This is a genomic window from Rhizobium sp. WSM4643, assembly GCF_025152745.1.
Lineage (GTDB): Bacteria > Pseudomonadota > Alphaproteobacteria > Rhizobiales > Rhizobiaceae > Rhizobium > Rhizobium leguminosarum_I.
The window spans coordinates 4449176-4469425 of the sequence record NZ_CP104040.1; the positions used below are offsets into that span (position 1 = coordinate 4449176).

The following is a 20250-nucleotide window of genomic DNA, read 5'->3' on the forward strand; positions in this document are numbered from 1 at the left end:
CAAGCCTTGCGATCAGGCCACGCGCCGCAGCACGGCCGCATAGAAGCCGTCGAGGCCGGAGGCAATGCCGTCAGGCATTTTCGCCATCGTGGGAAGCGTGCGGAATTCGCCGAGCGGCGTGATCGCTGCCTCAAGGTCGGGCCAGTCCCCGGCGCCGATCGGAACGCGCTCAATCGCATCCGTGTCGGAAAGTACGCGGGCGACGACGTCCTCACCCTCGACAGGATCGAGCGAACAATTCGAAAAAACCAGCGTGCCGCCCGGCTTCAGCAATGTCAGCGCATGCCGCAGCAGCCGTTCCTGCAGTGCCGCCAGCCTGGCGATATCCTCAGGCCCCTTGGTCCACAACACGTCAGGGTGCCGGCGTGTCGTGCCGGTAGAAGAGCAGGGAGCATCGAGCAGAATCGCGTCGAAACGCTCCGCCGGCTCGAATGTCGTCAAATCTGCCTGGATCGTCTCCGCCTCAAGGCCGAGCCGGTCGAGATTCGACCGCAGCCGTCTCAGCCGATTTTCCGACTGGTCGAGTGCGGTGACTGCGCCGCCGGCAAGGATGAGCTGCGCCGTCTTGCCGCCAGGCGCGGCACAGAGATCGGCGGTGCGTTTGCCCGAGAGATCACCGAAAAGCTTCGCCGGGATACTTGCCGCCGCATCCTGAACCCACCAGGCGCCGTCGTCGAAGCCTTCGAGCGAAGGGATGCCGCCGTCGAAAGCCGCGAGCCGCACGCCGCCGGTGGGCAGGACGACGCCGTTCAACCGCTTCGCCCAGCCTTCGGGGTCGGACTTGACGGTCAGATCGATTGCAGCCGGTTCGAGCTGGGATTCCGAAATCGCCAGCGCCGCATCCCGGCCATAGGCCTTTTCCAGCCTGGCGATGAACCAGGCCGGCATCGGCGCGACCTTGCCGATCTCATCAAGCACCTGCTCCTTCTCGCGGCCAAGCCGGCGGAGGATGGCATTGACCAGCTTGGCGAAACGGCGATTGCGCGGATCCTGATTGGCCTGCTCGACGGCAAGATCGACGGCCGAATGATCCGGCACGTCGAGATAGAGGATCTGCGCCGCCCCGATTGCAAGCACGTGATGCAGCGCCCTTGCGCCCTCCGGCAGCGGCGAATCCAGCAGCCCGGCAATCGCGGCATCGATACGCGGCAAATGGCGCAGCGTCGTGTTCAGGATGGCGCGGACGAGCGCCCGGTCGCTTTCGCCGAGCGCCCTATAGGCCGGATTGCCGTGTTCATGATCGAGAGCGCCGTCGAGCGGCAGCTTGCGATCAACGACGGCAGCAAGAATTTTTGCCGCCGCAGCCCGGGCCTGCAGGCCAGGCTTATCAGGCGCAGAGCGCTCGGTGGAGGGCTTATGCTTGCGGAATGGCTTCTTCGTGCCGTCTGAATTCAAGACCACGGACCTTTTGGCGGTTGCGAACCACCGCGACCAAGACCCGTATCCGGAACAGAGCGCGATTTGCGCGACGGATTAGCAGCACGAGCCGGCTGCGTCGAGACATTCATGCCGCCTTGCGCCATGTCCTGCAACGCGGCGATACGGTTTTCCGTGTTCGGATGCGTGGAAAACAGATTGTCCATGCGCTCGCCGGAGAGCGGATTGATGATGAACATATGCGCCGTCGCCGGGTTGCGCTCGGCATCCGCGTTCGGCACGTGGGCAGCACCACGCGCGATCTTGCCAAGCGCCGAAGCGAGCCAGAGAGGATTGCCGCAGATTTCGGCGCCGCGGCGGTCGGCCGAATATTCGCGCGTGCGGCTGATCGCCATCTGCACCAGCATGGCGGCGAGCGGTGCGACGATCATCGCGACGAGGACGCCGACGATACCGAGCGGATTATTGTTGTTGTCGCGATTGCCGCCGAAGAAGAAGGCGAAGTTGCCGAGCATCGAGATCGCGCCGGCAAGCGTTGCCGTGATCGTCATGGTCAGCGTGTCGCGGTTCTGGATATGGGCGAGCTCATGCGCCATAACGCCTGCGACCTCCTCGGGAGACAAGGCAGCGAGCAGGCCGGTCGAGGCGGCGACGGCGGCATTGTCGGGATTGCGGCCGGTGGCAAAGGCATTCGGCTGCGGGCTGTCATAGAGATAGACCTTCGGCATCGGCAGACCGGCATTGCGGGCGAGATCGCGCACGATCCGGAAGAATTCCGGCGCATTGCGCTCATCGATCTCCTGAGCGCGATAGGCCGCAAGCACCATGCGGTCGGAATTCCAGTAGGAGAAGAAATTCATGCCGGCGGCAATGACGAACGCGATCATCATGCCGGCCCGACCACCGATCAGGAAGCCGACAAACATGAAAAGCGCCGTCATGAAGGCAAGCAACATGGCAGTGCGAACGAGGTTCATTGCGGATCTCCATCTCCGATTTCGGCGTCACAAGCTTTCAATCCCGGCACCGGCGCATTATGATTTGGTTATTCACCAGCCATTTTCAATATTTTCCGGCAGGAGACGGCCATGCAGGACGCCGATAACGACAATAGCGAAACGCCGACGGCCGAAGGAACGGAGCCGCCGCGCAATATACTGTCCCCGGCTGCCAGACGCGCCCTTGCCGAAGCCGAAGAGCGGCGAGAGAAACAGAAACCGCTGGAGTTGCCGCCTGAGATCGGCGGCCGCGGCGGAGCCGAGCCAGCACGCTTCGGCGATTACGAAATCAATGGCCGAGCGATCGATTTCTAAGTCAATATTCCTATTGGCTCCCTCGTCATGGCCGAGAATCCGGCTAACGAAATTTAGGTGACGGGTATTTGACCGCATTCTGGCGGGTGTCACCTCGCCGGCAATCTTCTCTCCGGGGGCTTCGTATATGCCGGAGGCCGCAAACCACGCAGGAACAATGCGCAAGCAAAGTGAGCCGCCCCGGAAAGCCCGAACGGGCTGGAGCGGCTCGATCCGATCAGGCGGTCGCCTTGTTCTGCCGGTTGGCGATCAGATCGTCGACGACTGCCGGATCGGCAAGCGTCGATGTGTCGCCGAGAGCACCGAAATCGTCTTCGGCAATCTTGCGCAGGATGCGGCGCATGATCTTGCCGGAACGCGTCTTCGGCAGGCCCGGCGCAAACTGGATCTTGTCGGGCGAAGCGATCGGGCCGATTTCGGCCCGCACATGCTTTACCAGTTCCTGGCGAAGCGTATCCGATCCCTCGTGACCGGCCATCAGCGTCACGTAGCAATAGATGCCCTGGCCCTTGATCGGATGCGGATAACCGACGACCGCGGCTTCCGAAACCTGATTGTGCGAGACGAGCGCGGATTCCACCTCCGCCGTGCCGAGCCGGTGGCCGGAGACGTTCAGCACGTCGTCGACGCGGCCGGTGATCCAGTAATAACCGTCCGCATCGCGCCGGCAGCCGTCGCCGGTGAAATACTTGCCCTTGTAGGTGGCGAAATAGGTCTGGATGAAGCGCTCGTGGTCACCATAGACGGTACGCATCTGGCCCGGCCAGCTGTCGGTGATGCAGAGATTGCCGTCGGCAGGGCCTTCCAACACCTTGCCCTCATTGTCGACCAGCTCAGGCTTGACGCCGAAGAACGGCGTCGCCGCCGAACCGGGCTTCAGATCGGTGGCGCCGGGCAGCGGCGTGATCATATGGCCGCCGGTTTCCGTCTGCCACCACGTATCGATGACAGGGCAGCGCTTGTCGCCGACGACATTGTAATACCACTCCCAAGCCTCCGGATTGATCGGTTCGCCGACCGTGCCGAGCAGCCGCAGCGAAGAGCGCGAGGAGCGCGTGACGAAGTCGTCGCCGGCACCCATCAGCGAGCGGATTGCCGTCGGCGCCGTATAGAAGATGTTGACCTTGTGCTTGTCGATGACTTCCCAGAAACGGCCCTGGTCCGGGAAATTCGGCACGCCCTCGAACATCAGCGTCGTCGCGCAATTCGCAAGCGGCCCATAGACGATATAGGAGTGGCCGGTGACCCAGCCGACATCGGCCGTACACCAGTAGACGTCGCCGTGGTGATAATCGAAGACATATTCATGCGTCATCGCGGCATAGACGAGGTAACCGCCGGTCGTATGCAGCACGCCCTTCGGCTTGCCGGTCGAGCCTGACGTATAAAGTATGAAGAGCGGATCCTCCGCCTTCATCTTCACCGGCGGGCATTCCGCCTTCACCGTGGCAATCTCCTGGTGATACCAGAGATCGCGGCCGGGCGCCCAACCGGTCTTGCCGCCGGTGCGGCGAACGACCAGCACCTTGCTGACATTGACATGCTGGCGGGCGGCGATATGGATCGCGGTATCGGTATTGTCCTTCAGCGGCACCGGCTTGCCGCCACGCAGGCCTTCGTCGCAGGTAATGACGAAGGTGGATTCGCAGTCGACGATGCGCCCGGCCAGCGCCTCGGGCGAGAAACCGCCGAAGACGACCGAATGCACCGCGCCGATGCGGGCGCAGGCGAGCATCGCATAGGCCGCTTCCGGGATCATCGGCATATAGATGGTGACGCGATCACCCTTCTTGACGCCGTGCTTCTTCAACACGTTCGCCATCCGGCAGACGTGCTCGTAGAGCTCGTTGTAGGTGACCTTCTTGTCGATATAGGGGTTGTCGCCCTCCCAGATGATCGCCACCTGGTCGCCATTCGTTTTCAGATGACGGTCGATGCAGTTGTAGGAGACGTTTGTCTGACCGTCCTCGAACCACTTGATCGACACCTTGCCGGTAAAGGAAGTGTTCTTGACCTTGGTATAGGGCTTGAACCAGTCGATCCGCTTGCCGTGCTTGCCCCAGAACTTGTCCGGGTTCTCGACGCTTTCCTCGTACCATTTCAGGTACTTTTCCTTATCGATCAGGGCGCGCGCCTTCACCGGCTTCGTGACCGGATAGATCTTCTCCGACATGCAACTCCTCCTCATGAGACATGCGACGGGCCGCGTGAGCTAGCAGGGCCCGGACTTGAAATCACGGCAATTCATAGCAGTTCGCACCGCCACGGCAATTAGACGAAGGTCATTTCATTTCGGAAGAATTGCAATTCTGCGACAGTGCGGTTATATAGCGGCATATTTCCCGGACATTGTGGTGACAATCCACGGACCGCGACCGGCGCGGACGATAGAAGGACTATATCCATGGCTCAAACACTGCTCATGCCGAAGGCGACCGCCATCTGGCTCGTTGACAATACGGCACTGTCTTTCGATCAGATTGCGCAGTTCTGCAAACTGCATCCGCTCGAAGTCAAGGCGATCGCCGATGGCGAAGCGGCGCAGGGCATCAAGGGCCTCGACCCGATCTCGACTGGACAGCTTTCCCGCGACGAGATTGCCCGCGCCGAGGCCAATCCGAACCACAAGCTGAAGCTTTCCGAACCGAAGGTGCGGGTGCCGGAATCCAAGCGCCGCGGTCCGCGTTATACGCCGGTTTCCAAGCGTCAGGACCGCCCGAACGCCATTCTCTGGCTCGTTCGCAACCATCCGGAACTGAAGGACGCGCAGATTTCCCGCCTCGTCGGCACGACGAAGTCGACCATCGAGCAGATCCGCGAGCGCACCCACTGGAACTCCGCCAACTTGGCGCCGATGGATCCGGTCACGCTCGGCCTCTGCAGCCAGATCGATCTCGACATGGAAGTGGAAAAGGCCTCCAAGGGCCGTCCGCTGCCGACCGCTGCCGAGCTGGGCGCAACGCTGCAATCGGCACAGGAAACCGAGCGCCTGACCCCGAGCTACGAGCGCGAGGAGGAAAAGGAAAAGGAAATCGACGCCGACGCCGTCTTCCGCAAGCTGAGCTCGCTGCGCTCGGCCCCGAAGGACGAGGACGACGATCAGTACTGATTATCAGTAATTTCATGAAAACCCCGCCGGTATGAGCTGACCGGCGGGGTTTTTTGTTGCGGATGGCCTATTTCGAATTAGCTGCGGAACAGGGTGAGAATGTTCTGCGCCGAACTGTTGGCGATCGAGAGCGACTGGGTAGCAGGCCGGTAATGGCGACCGCATCATGCGTAACCTGCCGTCACATCGGCAGGGAGCCTAAACCACGCCCGCGCAGCGCCTCGGCAATTTCCTCCAAAATCGTTGGATCATCGATGGTTGCAGGCATTTTCCAGGGTATGCCGTCGGCGATCTTCTGCATCGTGCCGCGCAGGATTTTGCCGGAGCGCGTCTTCGGCAAGCGGTTAACGGTGATGGCCGTCTTGAAGGCGGCGACAGGTCCGATCGAATCACGAATCATCGCCACGACCTCCGATTCGATCGCCGTCGCGTCACGGGAAACATGTCGTTTCAGCACCAGGAAACCGCAGGGCGCCTGGCCCTTCAACGCATCGATGACGCCGATAACAGCGCATTCGGCGACATCGGGATGACGCGCACAGACCTCCTCCATCGCCCCTGTCGAGAGCCGATGACCGGCGCAATTGATGATGTCGTCGGTGCGCGACATGATGAAGAGATAGCCGTCTTCGTCGACATAACCGGCGTCGGCCGTCTTGTAGTAGCCGGGAAACTCATCGAGATAGGCCGAGCGGAAACGCTCGTCCGCGTTCCAGAGAGTCGGTAGACAGCCGGGCGGCAAGGGCAGCTTCACGACGATATTGCCGAGCGTTCCCGCCTCGATCGGATGACCGGCATCGTCGAGCACCGCAATATCATAGCCGGGCATCGGCAGCGCCGGCGAACCGTGCTTGATGGGAAGGACGCCGAGGCCGAGCGGATTTGCCGCGATCGGCCAGCCGGTCTCCGTCTGCCACCAATGATCGATGACGGGTATGCCAAGCATGCGCTCGGCCCATTTCAACGTCTCCGGATCCGCCCTCTCGCCGGCAAGAAACAGTGCCCGTAGATCCGGCATGGGATACTGGCGCATCAGTTCACCGTCACCGTCCTCCCGCCGGATGGCGCGGAATGCCGTCGGCGCCGTGAACAGCACCCGCACTCGATACTCTGAAACAATGCGCCAGAATGTGCCCGCATCCGGAGTGCCGACTGGCTTCCCTTCAAAGATCAGAGTGGTTACGCCTGATAGCAGCGGGGCATAGACGATATAGGAATGTCCGACGACCCAGCCGATATCCGAAGCCGTCCAGAAGACCTCGCCCGGCTTCAAGCCGTAGATATTCCGCATCGACCAGTTGAGCGCGACCATATGGCCGCCATTGTCGCGCACAACGCCCTTCGGCTGGCCCGTCGTGCCCGAGGTATAGAGGATGTAGAGCGGATCGGTCGCCTTGACGGGGACACAGGCGATCTCGGCGCCACGATGCTGCGCCACCGCCACCTCGAAATCCTGATCGCGGCCGCTGGCGAGATCTGCCCGAAGCTCCGGCCGCTGCAGCACCAGGCAGTACTCCGGCTTCGAACGCGCGATCTCGATTGCCTGATCGACCAGGGGCTTGTAGGCGACGATGCGACCAGGCTCGAGCCCGCAGCTCGCGGTGATCACCAGCTTCGCACCGCAATCGTCGATGCGTGCCGCAAGTTCGCTGGCGGCAAACCCGCCGAAAACGACGGAGTGAACCGCACCGATGCGGGCGCAGGCGAGCATGGAAAAGACCGCCTGCGGCACCATCGGCATATATAGGATGACGCGATCGCCTTTGCCGATGCCGCGCTCGACCAACGCTGCTGCGATGGCCATCACCTCGCAAAGCACCTCATCATAGGTGAAACGGCGCTTCTCGCCGTTCATTGCGCTGTCGAAGATGACCGCAGTCTCGCCGCCGCGGCCGGCAGCCACATGCCGGTCCACGCAATTGTGGCATGTATTGGTTTCCGCTCCAGAGAACCAGCGGCCATAGACGCCCTCACTGGGCGAAAAAATCCGCTCCGGCGGCTTGAACCAGTCGATGCCGACGGCTGCTTCGCGCCAGAAGGCTTCGGGATCGCGTTTCCAGGCCGCATAGGCCTGATGATAGCCGTTCTGCATTTGCTCCTCCCCAGGACATGCAACCTCGATCTTAAATCTAGACGGGGTGAAGCGAGACAGGAAGCCCGACCAAAGCCGCGTATCAGCGCGCGCCGAAAATCGCCGATCCGACGCGGACGCTTGTGGCGCCGAAGGCGACCGCCGTCTCGTAGTCACCCGACATGCCCATGGACAGCTTTTCGACGCCGCATTTGAGCGCGAGCTTTGCCAGCAAAGCGAAATGCGGCCCGGGATTTTCCTCGGCCGGCGGAATGCACATCAATCCTTCGATGGAAAGGCCAAGCTCGTCGCGGCAGAAGGCGACGAAGGCCGACGTCTCTTCCGGAGCGATGCCGGCCTTCTGCGGTTCGAGCCCGGTATTGACCTGGACGTAAAGCCGCAGCACCTTGCCTTGCCGCTTCATCTCCTCGGCAAGCGCGCGGGCGATCTTTTCCCGGTCCACCGTCTCGATGACGTCGAAAAGCGCTACGGCATCCGCCGCCTTGTTCGATTGCAGCGGTCCGATCAGATGCAGCTCGATATCGGGCCGCTCAGCTTTCAGCGTCGGCCACTTTCCCTGGCTTTCCTGCACCCGGTTTTCGCCGAAGACACGCTGCCCGGCTTCGATGGCCGGTCGGATCGCCTCCGCCTCGAAGGTCTTCGAGACAGCGACGAGCTGAACGGAACCCGCCGGACGACCTGCTTCGCGTTCCGCGGCGGCAATCCGCGACCGCACGTCGTTCAATCGCTCTCGAAGTTCCATCGTTCTGCCTCAACATATCTGGATGAAATGATTGGAATGAACTAGCCAGCCATTCTATGCTTGCCAAGTCCCGTCTCGGCGAAATCGCCTGGTCACGATCAAGATCGGACGCTTGCAGCACCTGCAAAACTTGACGCTGTAGTGGTTTCATGGTGAAGGTCTCGACCAACTCCCCTGATTTTCCGGAAATACGAATACCATGGCCACCGAACGTTATAATCCGCGCGACGCCGAGCCCCGCTGGCAGCAGAAATGGAATGAAGACAAGGTCTTCGAGACCGACAATGCCGATCCGCGCGAAAAATATTACGTCCTCGAAATGTTCCCCTATCCGTCGGGGCGCATCCATATGGGCCATGTCCGCAATTACGCCATGGGCGATGTCGTCGCCCGTTACAAGCGCGCCCGCGGCTACAACGTGCTGCATCCAATGGGCTGGGACGCCTTCGGCATGCCGGCGGAGAATGCCGCCATGGAGCGTGGCGTTCACCCCGCCTCCTGGACCTACCAGAATATCGCCTCGATGAAGGCGCAGCTGAAGGCCATGGGGCTTTCGCTGGACTGGAGCCGCGAATTCGCCACCTGCGACGTCGAATATTACCAGCACCAGCAGCATCTCTTCGTGGATTTCCTGGAGAAGGGCCTGGTCTATCGCAAGCAGTCCAAGGTCAACTGGGATCCTGTCGATAATACCGTGCTCGCCAACGAACAGGTAATCGACGGACGCGGCTGGCGTTCCGGTGCGCTCGTCGAACAGCGCGAATTGACGCAATGGTTCTTCAAGATCACCGACTTCAGCCAGGATCTGCTGGACGCGCTGGATACGCTCGACCAGTGGCCGGAAAAAGTCCGCCTGATGCAGAAGAACTGGATCGGCCGTTCGGAGGGCCTGACGATCCGCTGGGAGATCGTGCCGGAAACGGCACCTGCCGGCGAGAGCGAAGTCACGGTCTATACGACCCGGCCGGACACGCTCTTCGGCGCCTCTTTCCTGGCGATCGCCGCCGATCATCCGCTGGCGAAGGATGCCGCCGCGAAGAACCCTGATATCGACGCCTTCTGCGAGGAGTGCCGTCGCGCCGGCACGTCGCTCGCAGCGCTCGAGACCGCCGAAAAGAAGGGCATGGATACCGGTATCCGCGTCCGGCATCCGCTGGATCCCTCTTGGGAGCTGCCCGTCTATATCGCCAACTTCGTCCTGATGGATTATGGCACGGGCGCGATCTTCGGCTGCCCGTCGGGCGACCAGCGTGACCTTGATTTTGCCCGCAAATATGGCCTGCCGGTCGTGGCCGTCGTCATGCCGAGGGATGGCGACGCAACAAGCTTTTCCGTCGGCGACACCGCTTATGACGGCGATGGCGTGATGATCAATTCACGCTTCCTCGACGGCAAGACCACGGAAGAAGCCTTCAATATCGTCGCCGATCGACTGTCTGCCGCTTCGCTCGGCAATGCGCCGCAGGGCGAGCGCAAGGTCAATTTCCGTCTGCGCGACTGGGGTATTTCCCGCCAGCGTTATTGGGGCTGCCCGATCCCGGTCATCCATTGCGATGATTGCGGTGTCGTGGCGGTGCCGAAGGTGGACCTGCCGGTCAAGCTGCCTGACGACGTCGCTTTCGACCAGCCCGGCAATCCGCTCGACCGTCATCCGACCTGGCGTCATGTCTCTTGCCCGAACTGCGGCAAGGATGCACGCCGCGAGACGGATACAATGGATACCTTCGTCGATTCGAGCTGGTATTTCACCCGCTTCACCGCGCCCTGGGAAGGCAAGCCGACCGATCCGGAAGCGGCAAACCGCTGGCTGCCGGTCGACCAGTATATCGGCGGCATCGAGCACGCGATCCTGCACCTGCTCTATTCTCGCTTCTTCACCCGCGCCATGCGCGAGACCGGTCACGTCGCCGCCACCGAACCTTTCAAGGGTCTCTTCACCCAAGGCATGGTGGTCCACGAAACCTATAGCCGCGGCGCCGGCGCCGGCCGCGAATGGGTGGCACCCGCCGATATCCGCATCGACGAACTCGACGGCAAACGCCGGGCTTTCCTGCTGACGAACAACGAGGAAGTCGCGATCGGCTCGATCGAGAAAATGTCGAAATCGAAGAAGAACGTCGTCGATCCTGACGATATCATTGCCTCCTACGGCGCCGATACCGCCCGTTTCTTCGTTCTGTCCGACTCCCCGCCGGAGCGCGATGTCATCTGGTCCGAGGCGGGCGTCGAAGGTGCTCATCGCTTTACCCAGCGTCTGTGGCGCCTGATTTCCGAAGCTGCGGACGCGCTCTCTACCGTCGCACCTGCGCCGGCAACCGATGGGGAAGCGCTGTCAATCTCGCAGGCTGCCCACAAGACGCTGAAGGCCGTGCAGAACGACTACGACAAGCTCTGGTTCAACAAGGCCGTTGCCCGAATTTATGAACTCGTCAACGCGCTGGCCGCACCGATGACGAAGGTTGCGGCAGGCGAGGGTGATGCCACCTATCGCGCAGCGGTACGCGATGCCGCAGAGATCCTGATTCAGCTCGTCTCTCCGATGACGCCGCACCTGGCTGAGGAATGCTGGGCCGCACTCGGCAACGAAGGGCTGCTTGCCCGGGCAAGCTGGCCGCAGTACGACGAAACACTCGTTATCGAAAATGATGTCGTCCTGCCGGTACAGATCAATGGCAAGAAACGCGCTGAATTGACAATTTCTCGCGATGCAGATCAGAATGCCGTAACCGACGCCGTGCTGGATCTGGATGCGGTGAAAAACGCCTTGAACGGACAGGCACCGAAAAAGATCATCGTGGTTCCCCAAAGGATTGTAAACATTGTCGTCTGATATCGCTTGCAAGCTGGCCCGCAATGCCGGCATCGCCATGATCCTTGCCTCCGCGGCATTTCTCTCCGCCTGCCAGGTTCGTCCGCTCTACTCCGAGAGTTCCGGTGTTACTGAAAAGCTTTCCTCGGTCGGCTTTTCCCCAGCAGGTAGCCGCGTCGAACAACAGGTTCGTAACCACTTGATTTTCCTATCGTCACGTGGAGCCGGCGAGCCGGAAAAACCGGAATATCTCGTCGAAATGCACGCCTCCTCGACCGTTGCCGACACGTTGCTGAGGGAATCCGGCGACACGTCGCGAGCCGGTCGTGTGACCGTCAGCGTCACCTACACGCTACGCGCGGCGACCGACAATCATGTCATCAAGGCCGGCAGCCGCGCGACCACGGCGCTGGTGGATTTCCCTGACCAGGAATTCGCCAAGCAGCGCGCAATCCGTGATGCCCAAAATCGTGCGGCAGATCAGGTAGCGGAATTCGTCGGGGCCGATATAGCCGCTGCCCTCAGCCGCTGAGGGCGGAGATGTGGCCGAGATAAAATCCCACGAATTCGAGACCTTCCTGCAGAAATCGGCACGGAACTATCGTATTTTCGTCATCTACGGGCCGGATCGCGGCCTTGTTTCCGAACGAGCAGGCTTGCTCGCCGGCAAGAGCGGTGTCGCGCTCGATGATCCCTTCTCGCTGACGAAACTCGATGTCGGCGACCTGCAGAAGGATCCCGGGCGATTGGTCGACGAGGTCCAGTCGATCGGCTTGTTCGGCGGTGAGAAACTGATCTGGATCCGCGGCGCCGCCAACGAGAAATACCTGGTCGAGTCCCTGGCACTGCTGGCCGAAAAACCACTCGAAGCCGCCTATCTGATCGTCGAGGCCGGCGACCTGAAGAAGGGCTCGCCGCTGCGCAAGACCGCGGAAGCCGCGCGATCTGTCATGACGATCCCCTCCTACGCCGACGACAGCCGCGCCTTGAATGCCTTGATCGATACGGAGCTCGGCGCAGAGAAGCTCGGCATTACGCCGGCCGCGCGCCAGGCGCTGATCGCGTTGATCGGTGGCGATCGGATCGCTTCGCGAAACGAGGTACGCAAGCTCGCGCTTTACTGCCGCGGCTTCGATACGGTCGAAGAACATCACGTTACCGAAATAATCGGCGACGCCAGCGCCATTTCGGTCGACGATGCCGTCGACGCCATTCTCGGCGGTGATCTCAGTGCATTTCTACATGCTATGCAAAAGATCAGCAGCTCGAAAACCGCGATCTTTCTGGTTCTGCAGGCATGCCTGAAACAATTCCAGCTTCTGGATTCGATGCGCGCCGAAATGGATGAAAGACGGCTGCAGCCGCCTCAAATCATGCAGACGATGGGGCGGCATTTGCATTTCCGCCGCAAGCCGATCATCGAACAGGCGCTGCGACAATGGACCGCCGAAAGCATCGCTCGAGAATCCAACCGGCTGCAGGCAGCTATTTTGCAAAGCAGGCGGCGACAAGTGCTGGAGGACAGCGTTGCAATGCAAACGCTCCTATCCACCACCCTTCAATCCGGCCGGAAATCCGCCTGACTAGCAAAGAGTGAGAGCGTCCTTTGTGTACCTATAGGGACGCACGACGCTTTAACGCCTCTCGAGCAAGCGGCAGACTTCCTCGAGCTGCTCCAGTGACTTATAGGAAATTTTGATCTGACCGCCGCTTGATTTGTGATTGATCGCAACATCAAGGCCGAGTGCATCGGAAAGTGTCCGTTCCAGCGCCAGCGTGTCGGAATCCTTCTGATCTCGCCGCAAGGCCGGCTGCTGTGGTTCCGATTGGGCCTTGATATTGTTTTGTGCGAGCTTTTCCGCATCACGCACCGACATGCCCTTGGCAACAATCGTACGGGCAAGACCTGCTGGGTCAGATGTCGAAACCAATGCGCGCGCGTGCCCGGCCGATAGGCTGCCGGCGGCAAGCAGATCGCGAACCGGATCCGGCAGCTTCAGCAAGCGCAAGGAATTGGCAACGTGGCTGCGGCTTTTACCAATGATTTCCCCAAGGTCGTTCTGAGTGTAACCATATTCCGCAATAAGCTGCTCATAACCCAACGCCTCTTCGAGGGCATTGAGATCCGCGCGCTGCACGTTTTCGACAATGGCGATTTCCAGCGCCGTCTTGTCATCCACATCACGGACAATGACAGGAATCTCGATCAGCCCGGCAAGCTGAGCTGCGCGCCAACGTCGCTCGCCGGCGATGATTTCATATCGATCCCGCGACATCGTCCGCACAACAATCGGCTGAACGATACCATGTTGACGAATCGAACTTGCGAGATCGTGGAGCTCTGTGTCATCGAAGAAACGACGAGGGTTACGAGGGTTACGGCTGACGAACTCGATCGGGATCATTCTGTCGGCACTGATAGTCCGCTCGGCTTCCACCGGGACAGGCTGATCCATCTCACCAATCAGCGCCGCAAGGCCGCGGCCCAATCGCCTCTTCGATACATCGTCATTCATGATCTACACTCACCTACACCCCTAAAATGATATTACGCGGCCAGTCTTTGCCGCTCCCGTTGGATGACCTCGGAGGCCAGCTGCAGGTAGGCTTGGCTGCCCGCGCACTTCAAATCATAGAGAATAGCCGGCTTGCCGTAGGACGGCGCCTCGGAAACCCGGACGTTGCGCGGAATCAACGTGTGGTAAACCTTTTCTCCGAGATGCGTGCGCACGTCATTGACCACCTGCTGGGCAAGATTGTTGCGCGCATCGAACATCGTCAAGACGATCCCTTGAATATCCAGACGCGGATTAACCGTTCGCCGGACCTGGCTGACGGTCTCAAGCAGCTGGCTCAATCCCTCCAGCGCAAAGAATTCACATTGCAATGGCACCAAAACCGAATGCGCCGCCGCCATGGCATTCATCGTCAGCAGATTGAACGACGGTGGGCAGTCCAGAAGAATATAGGAAAATGCCATGGCTTCGGGCGAAGACAAGGCTTTCCGCAATTTGAAGACCCGATCGCTTTGCTGCGAGATCTCCATCTCGATGCCAAGCAAATCCATCGTCGACGGGACGATAAAGAGATTCGGAACCGCCGTCTCGAGAGTCACTTCGGGGATGCCCCGATCTCCAACCATCAGATCGTAGGAGGAGAGTTTGCGATCACGACGATCGATACCAAGGCCGGTGCTGGCATTACCCTGCGGGTCGAGATCGACGATCAAGACGCGCTCGCCAATGGCAGCAAGCGCTGTTGCCAGATTGATTGCTGTGGTCGTCTTGCCAACGCCACCCTTCTGATTTGCGATGGTGATAATCCGATGTCGTTCGCCAGCCATTGCCGCAATATCCGATCTGTTAAACCAAGCGCCGGAGATTTGATACTTCTAAAATAACAGATTCCTGCCCGACGGCGCTCTTATGTTCTACCAGATCGAATTCCCACCGACCACGTGCTTTGACGATTTCCTTCCGGTAATCCCGGCCTTTATGAAAAAAGCCACGACAATATTCCTTGCCAAGCATCCAAGGGGCCGAATATCCGATGAGCCCATCAAGATCGGTAAGCGCACGCGCTGAAATCGCACCGCATTCGCCAACCACCGGATAAGCATCTTCGATTCGAATGCTATGCACGCTGCCGCGCGCATTTGTCTCCCGCAGCGCCGTGCGCAGAAACGCTGCCTTCTTATGGCTGCTTTCGACCAGATGGACCCATCCACCTTGCAGCTCGGCCAGAAGAATTGCGGTAATAACGCCGGGAAAGCCACCTCCGCTACCGAGGTCAACCCAGGTAACAGGCTGCGGATGAATCTGAAAGATTTGGCTGCTATCGGCGATGTGCCGGTGCCAAAGGTCATCGAGTGTCGACGGCGCCACCAGATTAATTGCTTTCGCCCACTTCTGAAACAGCGCGGCAAAGTGTTGCAGCCGTTCCTGTGTTTCACGTGAAACACGCAAACCGTTTAATTCCATTCCGAAAGACTCTCAAATCTTGTAATCAGGCGCTATGGCGGGGGCGGGTAGGCGACGCAAGTGCACAAGCAGCAATGCGATTGCTGCGGGCGTCATCCCTTCAACAATTGCGGCCTGGGCGATGCTGAAAGGTCGAGCAGCGCTGAGTTTTGCCTTGAGTTCGTTCGAAAGACCGGAGAGTACGTCATAATTGAAATCTAGCGGTATCTGCCGGTCTTCGTCGCGCTGCTGATCGGCAATCCCCGCGGCTTGCCGATCCAGATAAACCGAATACCCGGCCTCGATTTCCAACGCTTCCGCGACTTTCGGCCGGATCGCGTCAAGCGCCTCCGGCCAAACATGCCGGAGCGCGGCCAGATCGTAATTCGGATAGGACAACAAATCATAGGCAGTTCGGCGCTGCCCATCGAGATTAATATTCAAGCCAGCACGGCGGGCCTCGTTCGGCGTAACCGCCAGCGACCGCAGCAGCGCTCGGCCATTTTCGATTTCTGCCTGATAGCACGTGAATCGCTGTACGCGCTCGCCGCTCACGCATCCAAGCCGCATGGCCAAGGGCGTCAAGCGCATATCGGCATTGTCAGCCCGTAACGTCAGTCGATATTCCGCACGGGATGTAAACATTCGATACGGTTCCGTAACGCCACGCGAGGTGAGATCGTCAATCATGACACCGATATAGGAGCTTGTTCGGCTAAAATGAAACCGTTCCGAATCGCTGCTTCGCAACGCAGCATTCAGCCCGGCTGCCAGGCCTTGGGCGGCTGCTTCTTCATATCCGGTGGTCCCATTGATCTGACCGGCGAGAAACAGGCCCCTCAACCGTTTGACCTCCAACGATGGCGTCAGCTCCCTCGGATCGACATGATCATATTCGATCGCATAGCCCGGTTGCAGAATTCTTGCCACTTCAAGCCCCGGAATCGTTTTGATGAAGTCTGACTGCACCTCCGCCGGCAAGGAGGTCGAAATCCCGTTCGGATAGACCGTGTCATCGTCCAGTCCCTCGGGCTCGAGAAAGACCTGATGTCCATCCCGCTCTCCGAATTTCACTAGCTTGTCTTCGATAGACGGACAATAACGAGGCCCGACGCCTTCGATCTGCCCGGAATACATTGCCGAGCGCATAATATTGTCGACAATGATGCGATGGGTCGCTTCCGTCGTCCTGGTGAACCCGCATTCGATCTGTGGCGTGGTAATCGCGTCGGTCATGAAAGAGAAGGGAACAAGCTCCGCGTCAGCCCCTTGTCGGCCGATGGATTGCCAGTCGATCGTCTTTCCATCCAGTCGGGCGGGTGTTCCGGTCTTCAGACGTCCCAACCGCAATCCCAGGCGGGCGAGGGTCGCAGACAATCCGATTGACGGCGCTTCGCCAACACGCCCGGCTGGTGTCTTTTCCGAACCGATATGAATAAGGCCCCGCAGAAAGGTTCCAGTGGTCAAAACCACCGACGGCGCTTTCAGGGTTCGACCATCCTTCATAATCACGCCGGCGACCTGGCCATCGACAACATCCAGATCAAATGCATCGCCTTCGATGATATCCAGGCCTGGCGTTGCTTCGATCGCCGCCAGCATTGCCAGGCGATAAAGCTTTCGATCGGCCTGCGTCCGCGGACCGCGGACCGCCGCGCCCTTCTTCTTGTTCAGCATCCTGAACTGAATGCCCGCGACGTCGGCAATACGACCCATCAGGCCGTCCATCGCGTCGATCTCCCGAACCAGATGGCCCTTGCCAAGCCCACCGATTGCCGGATTACATGACATGACGCCAATCGTGTCTCGTCTATGCGTAATCAGTGCGGTTTTCGCCCCGAGGCGCGCAGCTGCGCTGGCAGCCTCCGAGCCTGCATGGCCGCCACCTATCACAATCACATCGAAGGCATCATTCGTCATTCAAGACTCCACATCCGGCAGACGTTTCACGTGAAACCAGCGCAAGCTGGCGCCCAGGGTTTCACGTGAATCATTTGCCGATACAAAACTCCGAGAAGATCACCTCGAGTAGCTGTTCGACGTCCACTCTTCCAGTAATTCTGCCCAAATACTCAGCGGCAATTCGCAGCTGCTCGGTCCGCAGTTCGAGATTCACATCCGTCTGCGATATTGCCGCATCGAGCGCCGTTAAACATTTCGTTAGCGAATCTTTATGCCGTTGCCGACTGGGGATTGCCATAGACAGGCCGGCAAAACGTTTGTCGACAATATTGCCGATCAACCGGCGTAGTTCCGTCAGACCCTCACCCGTCGCCGTCGAAATCTGCAGATCATACCAATCCGCTGCGATATCGATGAGATCCTTCTTTGTCCCGACAGTAACATGTGGAGATGCTTGCTCCAAGTCGTCAGGAATCTGGGGATCCGTCATGTCAACCAGCATCAGGACGAGATCGGCATCGCCAAGCGCAATACGCGCGCGCCGCACGCCTTCCATTTCGACCCTGTCGTCCGCCTCACGAAGTCCCGCCGTGTCATAGAGCTTGATCAGAAAACCATCAATATCGAGATCAACCTGCAGGACATCGCGCGTGGTTCCGGCAATCTCCGTCACGATTGCCACATCACGACGAGCCAAAGCATTCAACAGGCTCGATTTTCCAGCGTTCGGAGCGCCGGCGATGACCACCTTGAAGCCGTCCCTGATAATCTCGCCGGCCGAAGCTGCCGCCAGGTGATGCTCCATATCAACGCGAAGCTTCCCCATATCGGCCCAGACCATATCCGACACCGACCCCGGAACGTCATCCTCGTCGGGGAAATCAAGTTCCGCCTCGATCAACGCTCGGGCGCGCGTTAATCGTTCCGCCCACGAATCGTAAAGTGTGGAAAGACCGCCTGCGCTGTGTTCGACCGCAAGGCGTCGCTGCATTTCAGTCTCGGCGCTGATGAGGTCGGCCAGTCCTTCGACCTCGACCAGATCAAGTTTGCCGTTTTCAAAGGCGCGGCGGGAGAACTCGCCCTCGACTGCCATTCGAACACCTGGAATATCGCCAAGTGCGTGAAACAGCGCCGCCAGCACCGCTCTGCTGCCGTGGATTTGCAGCTCGGCAACATCCTCGCCGGTAAACGAATTCGGCGCAGGAAAAAATAGCACCAGCCCGCTATCGATCGGCTGATCGTTACGAGCCCGAATCGTCCGGTAAGATGCCTTCCGGGCTGTCGGCACGGATCCGATCAGCCTCACCAATATATCTTTGGTCAGGGGACCGCTGATCCGAATGACTGAAACCCCCGAAGGCAGGGCGCCGCTCGATAGCGCATATATGGTATCATTCAACATGGCCATATCGCTTGGTCCATTGGAATCGAAATCGATTCCCCTCAAATAGAAAAGCTGGCGACATCATCACAATGCCTCCAGCTCTTATAGGGTGAATCCGGCTAAGGATTAAGTGTTCATCGAGTCGAAGAAGTCGGAATTATTCTTCGTCTGCTTCAGCTTGTCGATAAGGAATTCGATCGCGTCGGTCGTGCCCATCGGAGCAAGGATGCGGCGGAGCACGAAGATCTTCTGCAGATCCTGGCGTGGAACGAGAAGATCCTCCTTGCGCGTGCCGGACTTCAGGATGTCCATCGCCGGGAAGATGCGCTTGTCGGCGACCTTGCGGTCGAGGACGATTTCCGAGTTGCCGGTACCCTTGAACTCTTCGAAGATCACTTCGTCCATGCGGCTGCCGGTATCGATCAGCGCGGTTGCAATGATCGTCAAGGAGCCGCCTTCCTCGATGTTACGCGCGGCGCCGAAGAAGCGCTTCGGCCGCTGCAGAGCGTTGGCGTCCACACCGCCGGTCAGGACCTTGCCTGACGAGGGAACGACCGTGTTATAGGCACGGCCCAGGCGCGTGATCGAATCGAGCAGGATGACGACGTCGCGTCCGTGTTCGACAAGGCGCTTGGCTTTCTCGATGACCATCTCGGCCACCTGCACGTGACGCACAGCCGGTTCGTCGAAGGTCGAGGAGATAACCTCGCCGCGAACCGAGCGCTGCATGTCGGTCACTTCTTCCGGGCGTTCATCGATCAGCAGGACGATCAGATAGCACTCCGGATGGTTGGCGGTGATCGAATGCGCGATGTTCTGCAACAGCACGGTCTTGCCGGTGCGCGGCGGCGCGACGATCAATCCACGCTGGCCCTTGCCGAGCGGCGCCACCAGGTCGATCACACGCGGCGACAGATCCTTGGTGGTGGGAATATCCAGTTCCATCTTGAACCGCTCGTTCGGATAGAGCGGCGTCAGATTGTCGAAATGAACCTTGTGACGGATCTTTTCCGGATCGTCGAAATTGATGGTGTTGACTTTGAGCAGGGCGAAATAGCGCTCGCCTTCCTTCGGCCCGCGGATCGGACCCTCGACGGTATCGCCGGTTTTCAGCGAAAAACGGCGGATCTGCGACGGGGAGATATAAATATCGTCCGGGCCCGGCAGGTAGTTTGCATTGGCCGAACGCAGGAAGCCGAAACCGTCCTGCAGCACTTCGACGACGCCTTCGCCGATGATTTCGACATCCTGGCTGGCAAGCATCTTGAGGATCGCAAACATCAGCTCCTGCTTGCGCATCGTGCTTGCATTCTCGACCTCGAGCGATTCGGCAAATGCCAGCAGATCCGTCGGGGATTTACTCTTAAGTTCCTGAAGCTTCATTTCAGCCATGAAGTGACCAATACTCTTTTCAATTTCAAAGGGGAAAGGCGATGTTGGGTCGTATTCGGTACCGCGAAAGGGCTCGCAGACGACTGAACTCTACACACATGCCACGTAGATGAGATGCGCGGAAAATAGCGACTCGCAATCGCTGCCGCAAGAGGGCTGCTTAAAATGAAG

16 protein-coding genes are annotated in these 20250 nt (G+C 59.5%); 5 read left to right on the top strand and 11 right to left on the bottom strand.

Annotation, left to right across the window (positions count from 1 at the left end; genetic code table 11):
- Positions 1–12 precede the first annotated feature (12 nt).
- Both N1937_RS21890 and htpX read right to left on the bottom strand, forming a co-directional pair.
- The gene (locus tag N1937_RS21890) at positions 13–1401 is read right to left on the bottom strand and encodes an RsmB/NOP family class I SAM-dependent RNA methyltransferase (RefSeq protein ID WP_260056959.1); all 1389 of its coding nucleotides are present in this window, start codon (positions 1399–1401) and stop codon (positions 13–15) included.
- Positions 1392–2354, bottom strand: coding sequence for a zinc metalloprotease HtpX (gene htpX / locus N1937_RS21895; RefSeq protein ID WP_260056960.1), 963 nt, complete (start codon positions 2352–2354; stop codon positions 1392–1394). The genes N1937_RS21890 and htpX overlap by 10 nt, the downstream gene beginning before the upstream one ends.
- A gap of 111 nt (positions 2355–2465) precedes the next feature.
- On the opposite strand from htpX, the gene N1937_RS21900 reads away from it, so the two are divergent.
- Positions 2466–2690, top strand: a complete 225-nt coding sequence (locus N1937_RS21900) for a DUF1674 domain-containing protein (protein WP_170277843.1) — start codon at positions 2466–2468, stop codon at positions 2688–2690.
- Between the two features lie 217 nt (positions 2691–2907).
- On the opposite strand, the gene acs is transcribed toward N1937_RS21900, so the two are convergent.
- The gene (acs, locus tag N1937_RS21905; protein ID WP_017966021.1) at positions 2908–4863 is read right to left on the bottom strand and encodes an acetate--CoA ligase; all 1956 of its coding nucleotides are present in this window, start codon (positions 4861–4863) and stop codon (positions 2908–2910) included.
- Positions 4864–5094: 231 nt separating this feature from the next.
- Between acs and N1937_RS21910 the strand changes: the two genes are divergently transcribed.
- Positions 5095–5799, top strand: coding sequence for a DUF1013 domain-containing protein (locus N1937_RS21910; protein ID WP_007632151.1), 705 nt, complete (start codon positions 5095–5097; stop codon positions 5797–5799).
- A 181-nt stretch (positions 5800–5980) separates the two neighbouring features.
- Here N1937_RS21910 and N1937_RS21915 read toward each other — a convergent pair whose 3' ends face one another.
- Both N1937_RS21915 and N1937_RS21920 read right to left on the bottom strand, forming a co-directional pair.
- On the bottom strand, positions 5981–7891 hold the full coding sequence (locus N1937_RS21915; protein WP_162114963.1) for a propionyl-CoA synthetase: 1911 nt from the start codon (positions 7889–7891) through the stop codon (positions 5981–5983).
- Between the two features lie 82 nt (positions 7892–7973).
- Positions 7974–8633 carry a YggS family pyridoxal phosphate-dependent enzyme gene (locus tag N1937_RS21920; protein ID WP_170260840.1) on the bottom strand — a complete coding sequence of 220 codons (660 nt, stop codon included), beginning with the start codon at positions 8631–8633 and terminating at the stop codon, positions 7974–7976.
- Between the two features lie 199 nt (positions 8634–8832).
- Between N1937_RS21920 and leuS the strand changes: the two genes are divergently transcribed.
- The 3 genes from leuS to holA are packed head-to-tail and all read left to right on the top strand — an operon-like array spanning position 8833 to position 13025.
- Positions 8833–11463 carry a leucine--tRNA ligase gene (gene leuS, locus N1937_RS21925; RefSeq protein WP_260056961.1) on the top strand — a complete coding sequence of 877 codons (2631 nt, stop codon included), beginning with the start codon at positions 8833–8835 and terminating at the stop codon, positions 11461–11463.
- The gene (lptE, locus tag N1937_RS21930; protein ID WP_017966017.1) at positions 11453–11974 is read left to right on the top strand and encodes an LPS assembly lipoprotein LptE; all 522 of its coding nucleotides are present in this window, start codon (positions 11453–11455) and stop codon (positions 11972–11974) included. The genes leuS and lptE overlap by 11 nt, the downstream gene beginning before the upstream one ends.
- A 10-nt stretch (positions 11975–11984) precedes the next feature.
- Positions 11985–13025, top strand: a complete 1041-nt coding sequence (gene holA / locus N1937_RS21935) for a DNA polymerase III subunit delta (protein ID WP_260056962.1) — start codon at positions 11985–11987, stop codon at positions 13023–13025.
- Between the two features lie 51 nt (positions 13026–13076).
- Here the strand turns inward: holA and N1937_RS21940 are convergent, their stop codons facing one another.
- The 6 genes from N1937_RS21940 to rho form a co-directional block, all read right to left on the bottom strand.
- The gene (locus tag N1937_RS21940) at positions 13077–13958 is read right to left on the bottom strand and encodes a ParB/RepB/Spo0J family partition protein (RefSeq protein WP_260056963.1); all 882 of its coding nucleotides are present in this window, start codon (positions 13956–13958) and stop codon (positions 13077–13079) included.
- 32 nt (positions 13959–13990) lie between these two features.
- Positions 13991–14785 carry a ParA family protein gene (locus N1937_RS21945; protein WP_017966014.1) on the bottom strand — a complete coding sequence of 265 codons (795 nt, stop codon included), beginning with the start codon at positions 14783–14785 and terminating at the stop codon, positions 13991–13993.
- 19 nt (positions 14786–14804) lie between these two features.
- A complete protein-coding gene (locus N1937_RS21950; RefSeq protein WP_260056964.1) occupies positions 14805–15422 on the bottom strand; it encodes a 16S rRNA (guanine(527)-N(7))-methyltransferase RsmG in 618 nt (205 codons plus the stop codon).
- A 12-nt stretch (positions 15423–15434) separates the two neighbouring features.
- A complete protein-coding gene (mnmG, locus tag N1937_RS21955; protein ID WP_260056965.1) occupies positions 15435–17321 on the bottom strand; it encodes a tRNA uridine-5-carboxymethylaminomethyl(34) synthesis enzyme MnmG in 1887 nt (628 codons plus the stop codon).
- 70 nt (positions 17322–17391) lie between these two features.
- Positions 17392–18711, bottom strand: a complete 1320-nt coding sequence (mnmE, locus tag N1937_RS21960) for a tRNA uridine-5-carboxymethylaminomethyl(34) synthesis GTPase MnmE (RefSeq protein WP_260056966.1) — start codon at positions 18709–18711, stop codon at positions 17392–17394.
- 102 nt (positions 18712–18813) lie between these two features.
- Positions 18814–20079, bottom strand: a complete 1266-nt coding sequence (rho, locus tag N1937_RS21965) for a transcription termination factor Rho (protein ID WP_011654069.1) — start codon at positions 20077–20079, stop codon at positions 18814–18816.
- Positions 20080–20250 lie beyond the last annotated feature (171 nt).

Coding starts and splice junctions, on each gene's coding strand:
- htpX (WP_260056960.1), bottom strand. CDS start 2,354: ATGAACCTCGTTCGCACTGCCATGTTGCTTGCCTTCATGACGGCGCTT.
- N1937_RS21900 (WP_170277843.1), top strand. CDS start 2,466: ATGCAGGACGCCGATAACGACAATAGCGAAACGCCGACGGCCGAAGGA.
- acs (WP_017966021.1), bottom strand. CDS start 4,863: ATGTCGGAGAAGATCTATCCGGTCACGAAGCCGGTGAAGGCGCGCGCC.
- N1937_RS21910 (WP_007632151.1), top strand. CDS start 5,095: ATGGCTCAAACACTGCTCATGCCGAAGGCGACCGCCATCTGGCTCGTT.
- N1937_RS21915 (WP_162114963.1), bottom strand. CDS start 7,891: ATGCAGAACGGCTATCATCAGGCCTATGCGGCCTGGAAACGCGATCCC.
- N1937_RS21920 (WP_170260840.1), bottom strand. CDS start 8,633: ATGGAACTTCGAGAGCGATTGAACGACGTGCGGTCGCGGATTGCCGCC.
- leuS (WP_260056961.1), top strand. CDS start 8,833: ATGGCCACCGAACGTTATAATCCGCGCGACGCCGAGCCCCGCTGGCAG.
- N1937_RS21940 (WP_260056963.1), bottom strand. CDS start 13,958: ATGAATGACGATGTATCGAAGAGGCGATTGGGCCGCGGCCTTGCGGCG.
- N1937_RS21945 (WP_017966014.1), bottom strand. CDS start 14,785: ATGGCTGGCGAACGACATCGGATTATCACCATCGCAAATCAGAAGGGT.
- N1937_RS21950 (WP_260056964.1), bottom strand. CDS start 15,422: ATGGAATTAAACGGTTTGCGTGTTTCACGTGAAACACAGGAACGGCTG.
- mnmG (WP_260056965.1), bottom strand. CDS start 17,321: ATGACGAATGATGCCTTCGATGTGATTGTGATAGGTGGCGGCCATGCA.
- mnmE (WP_260056966.1), bottom strand. CDS start 18,711: ATGGCCATGTTGAATGATACCATATATGCGCTATCGAGCGGCGCCCTG.
- rho (WP_011654069.1), bottom strand. CDS start 20,079: ATGGCTGAAATGAAGCTTCAGGAACTTAAGAGTAAATCCCCGACGGAT.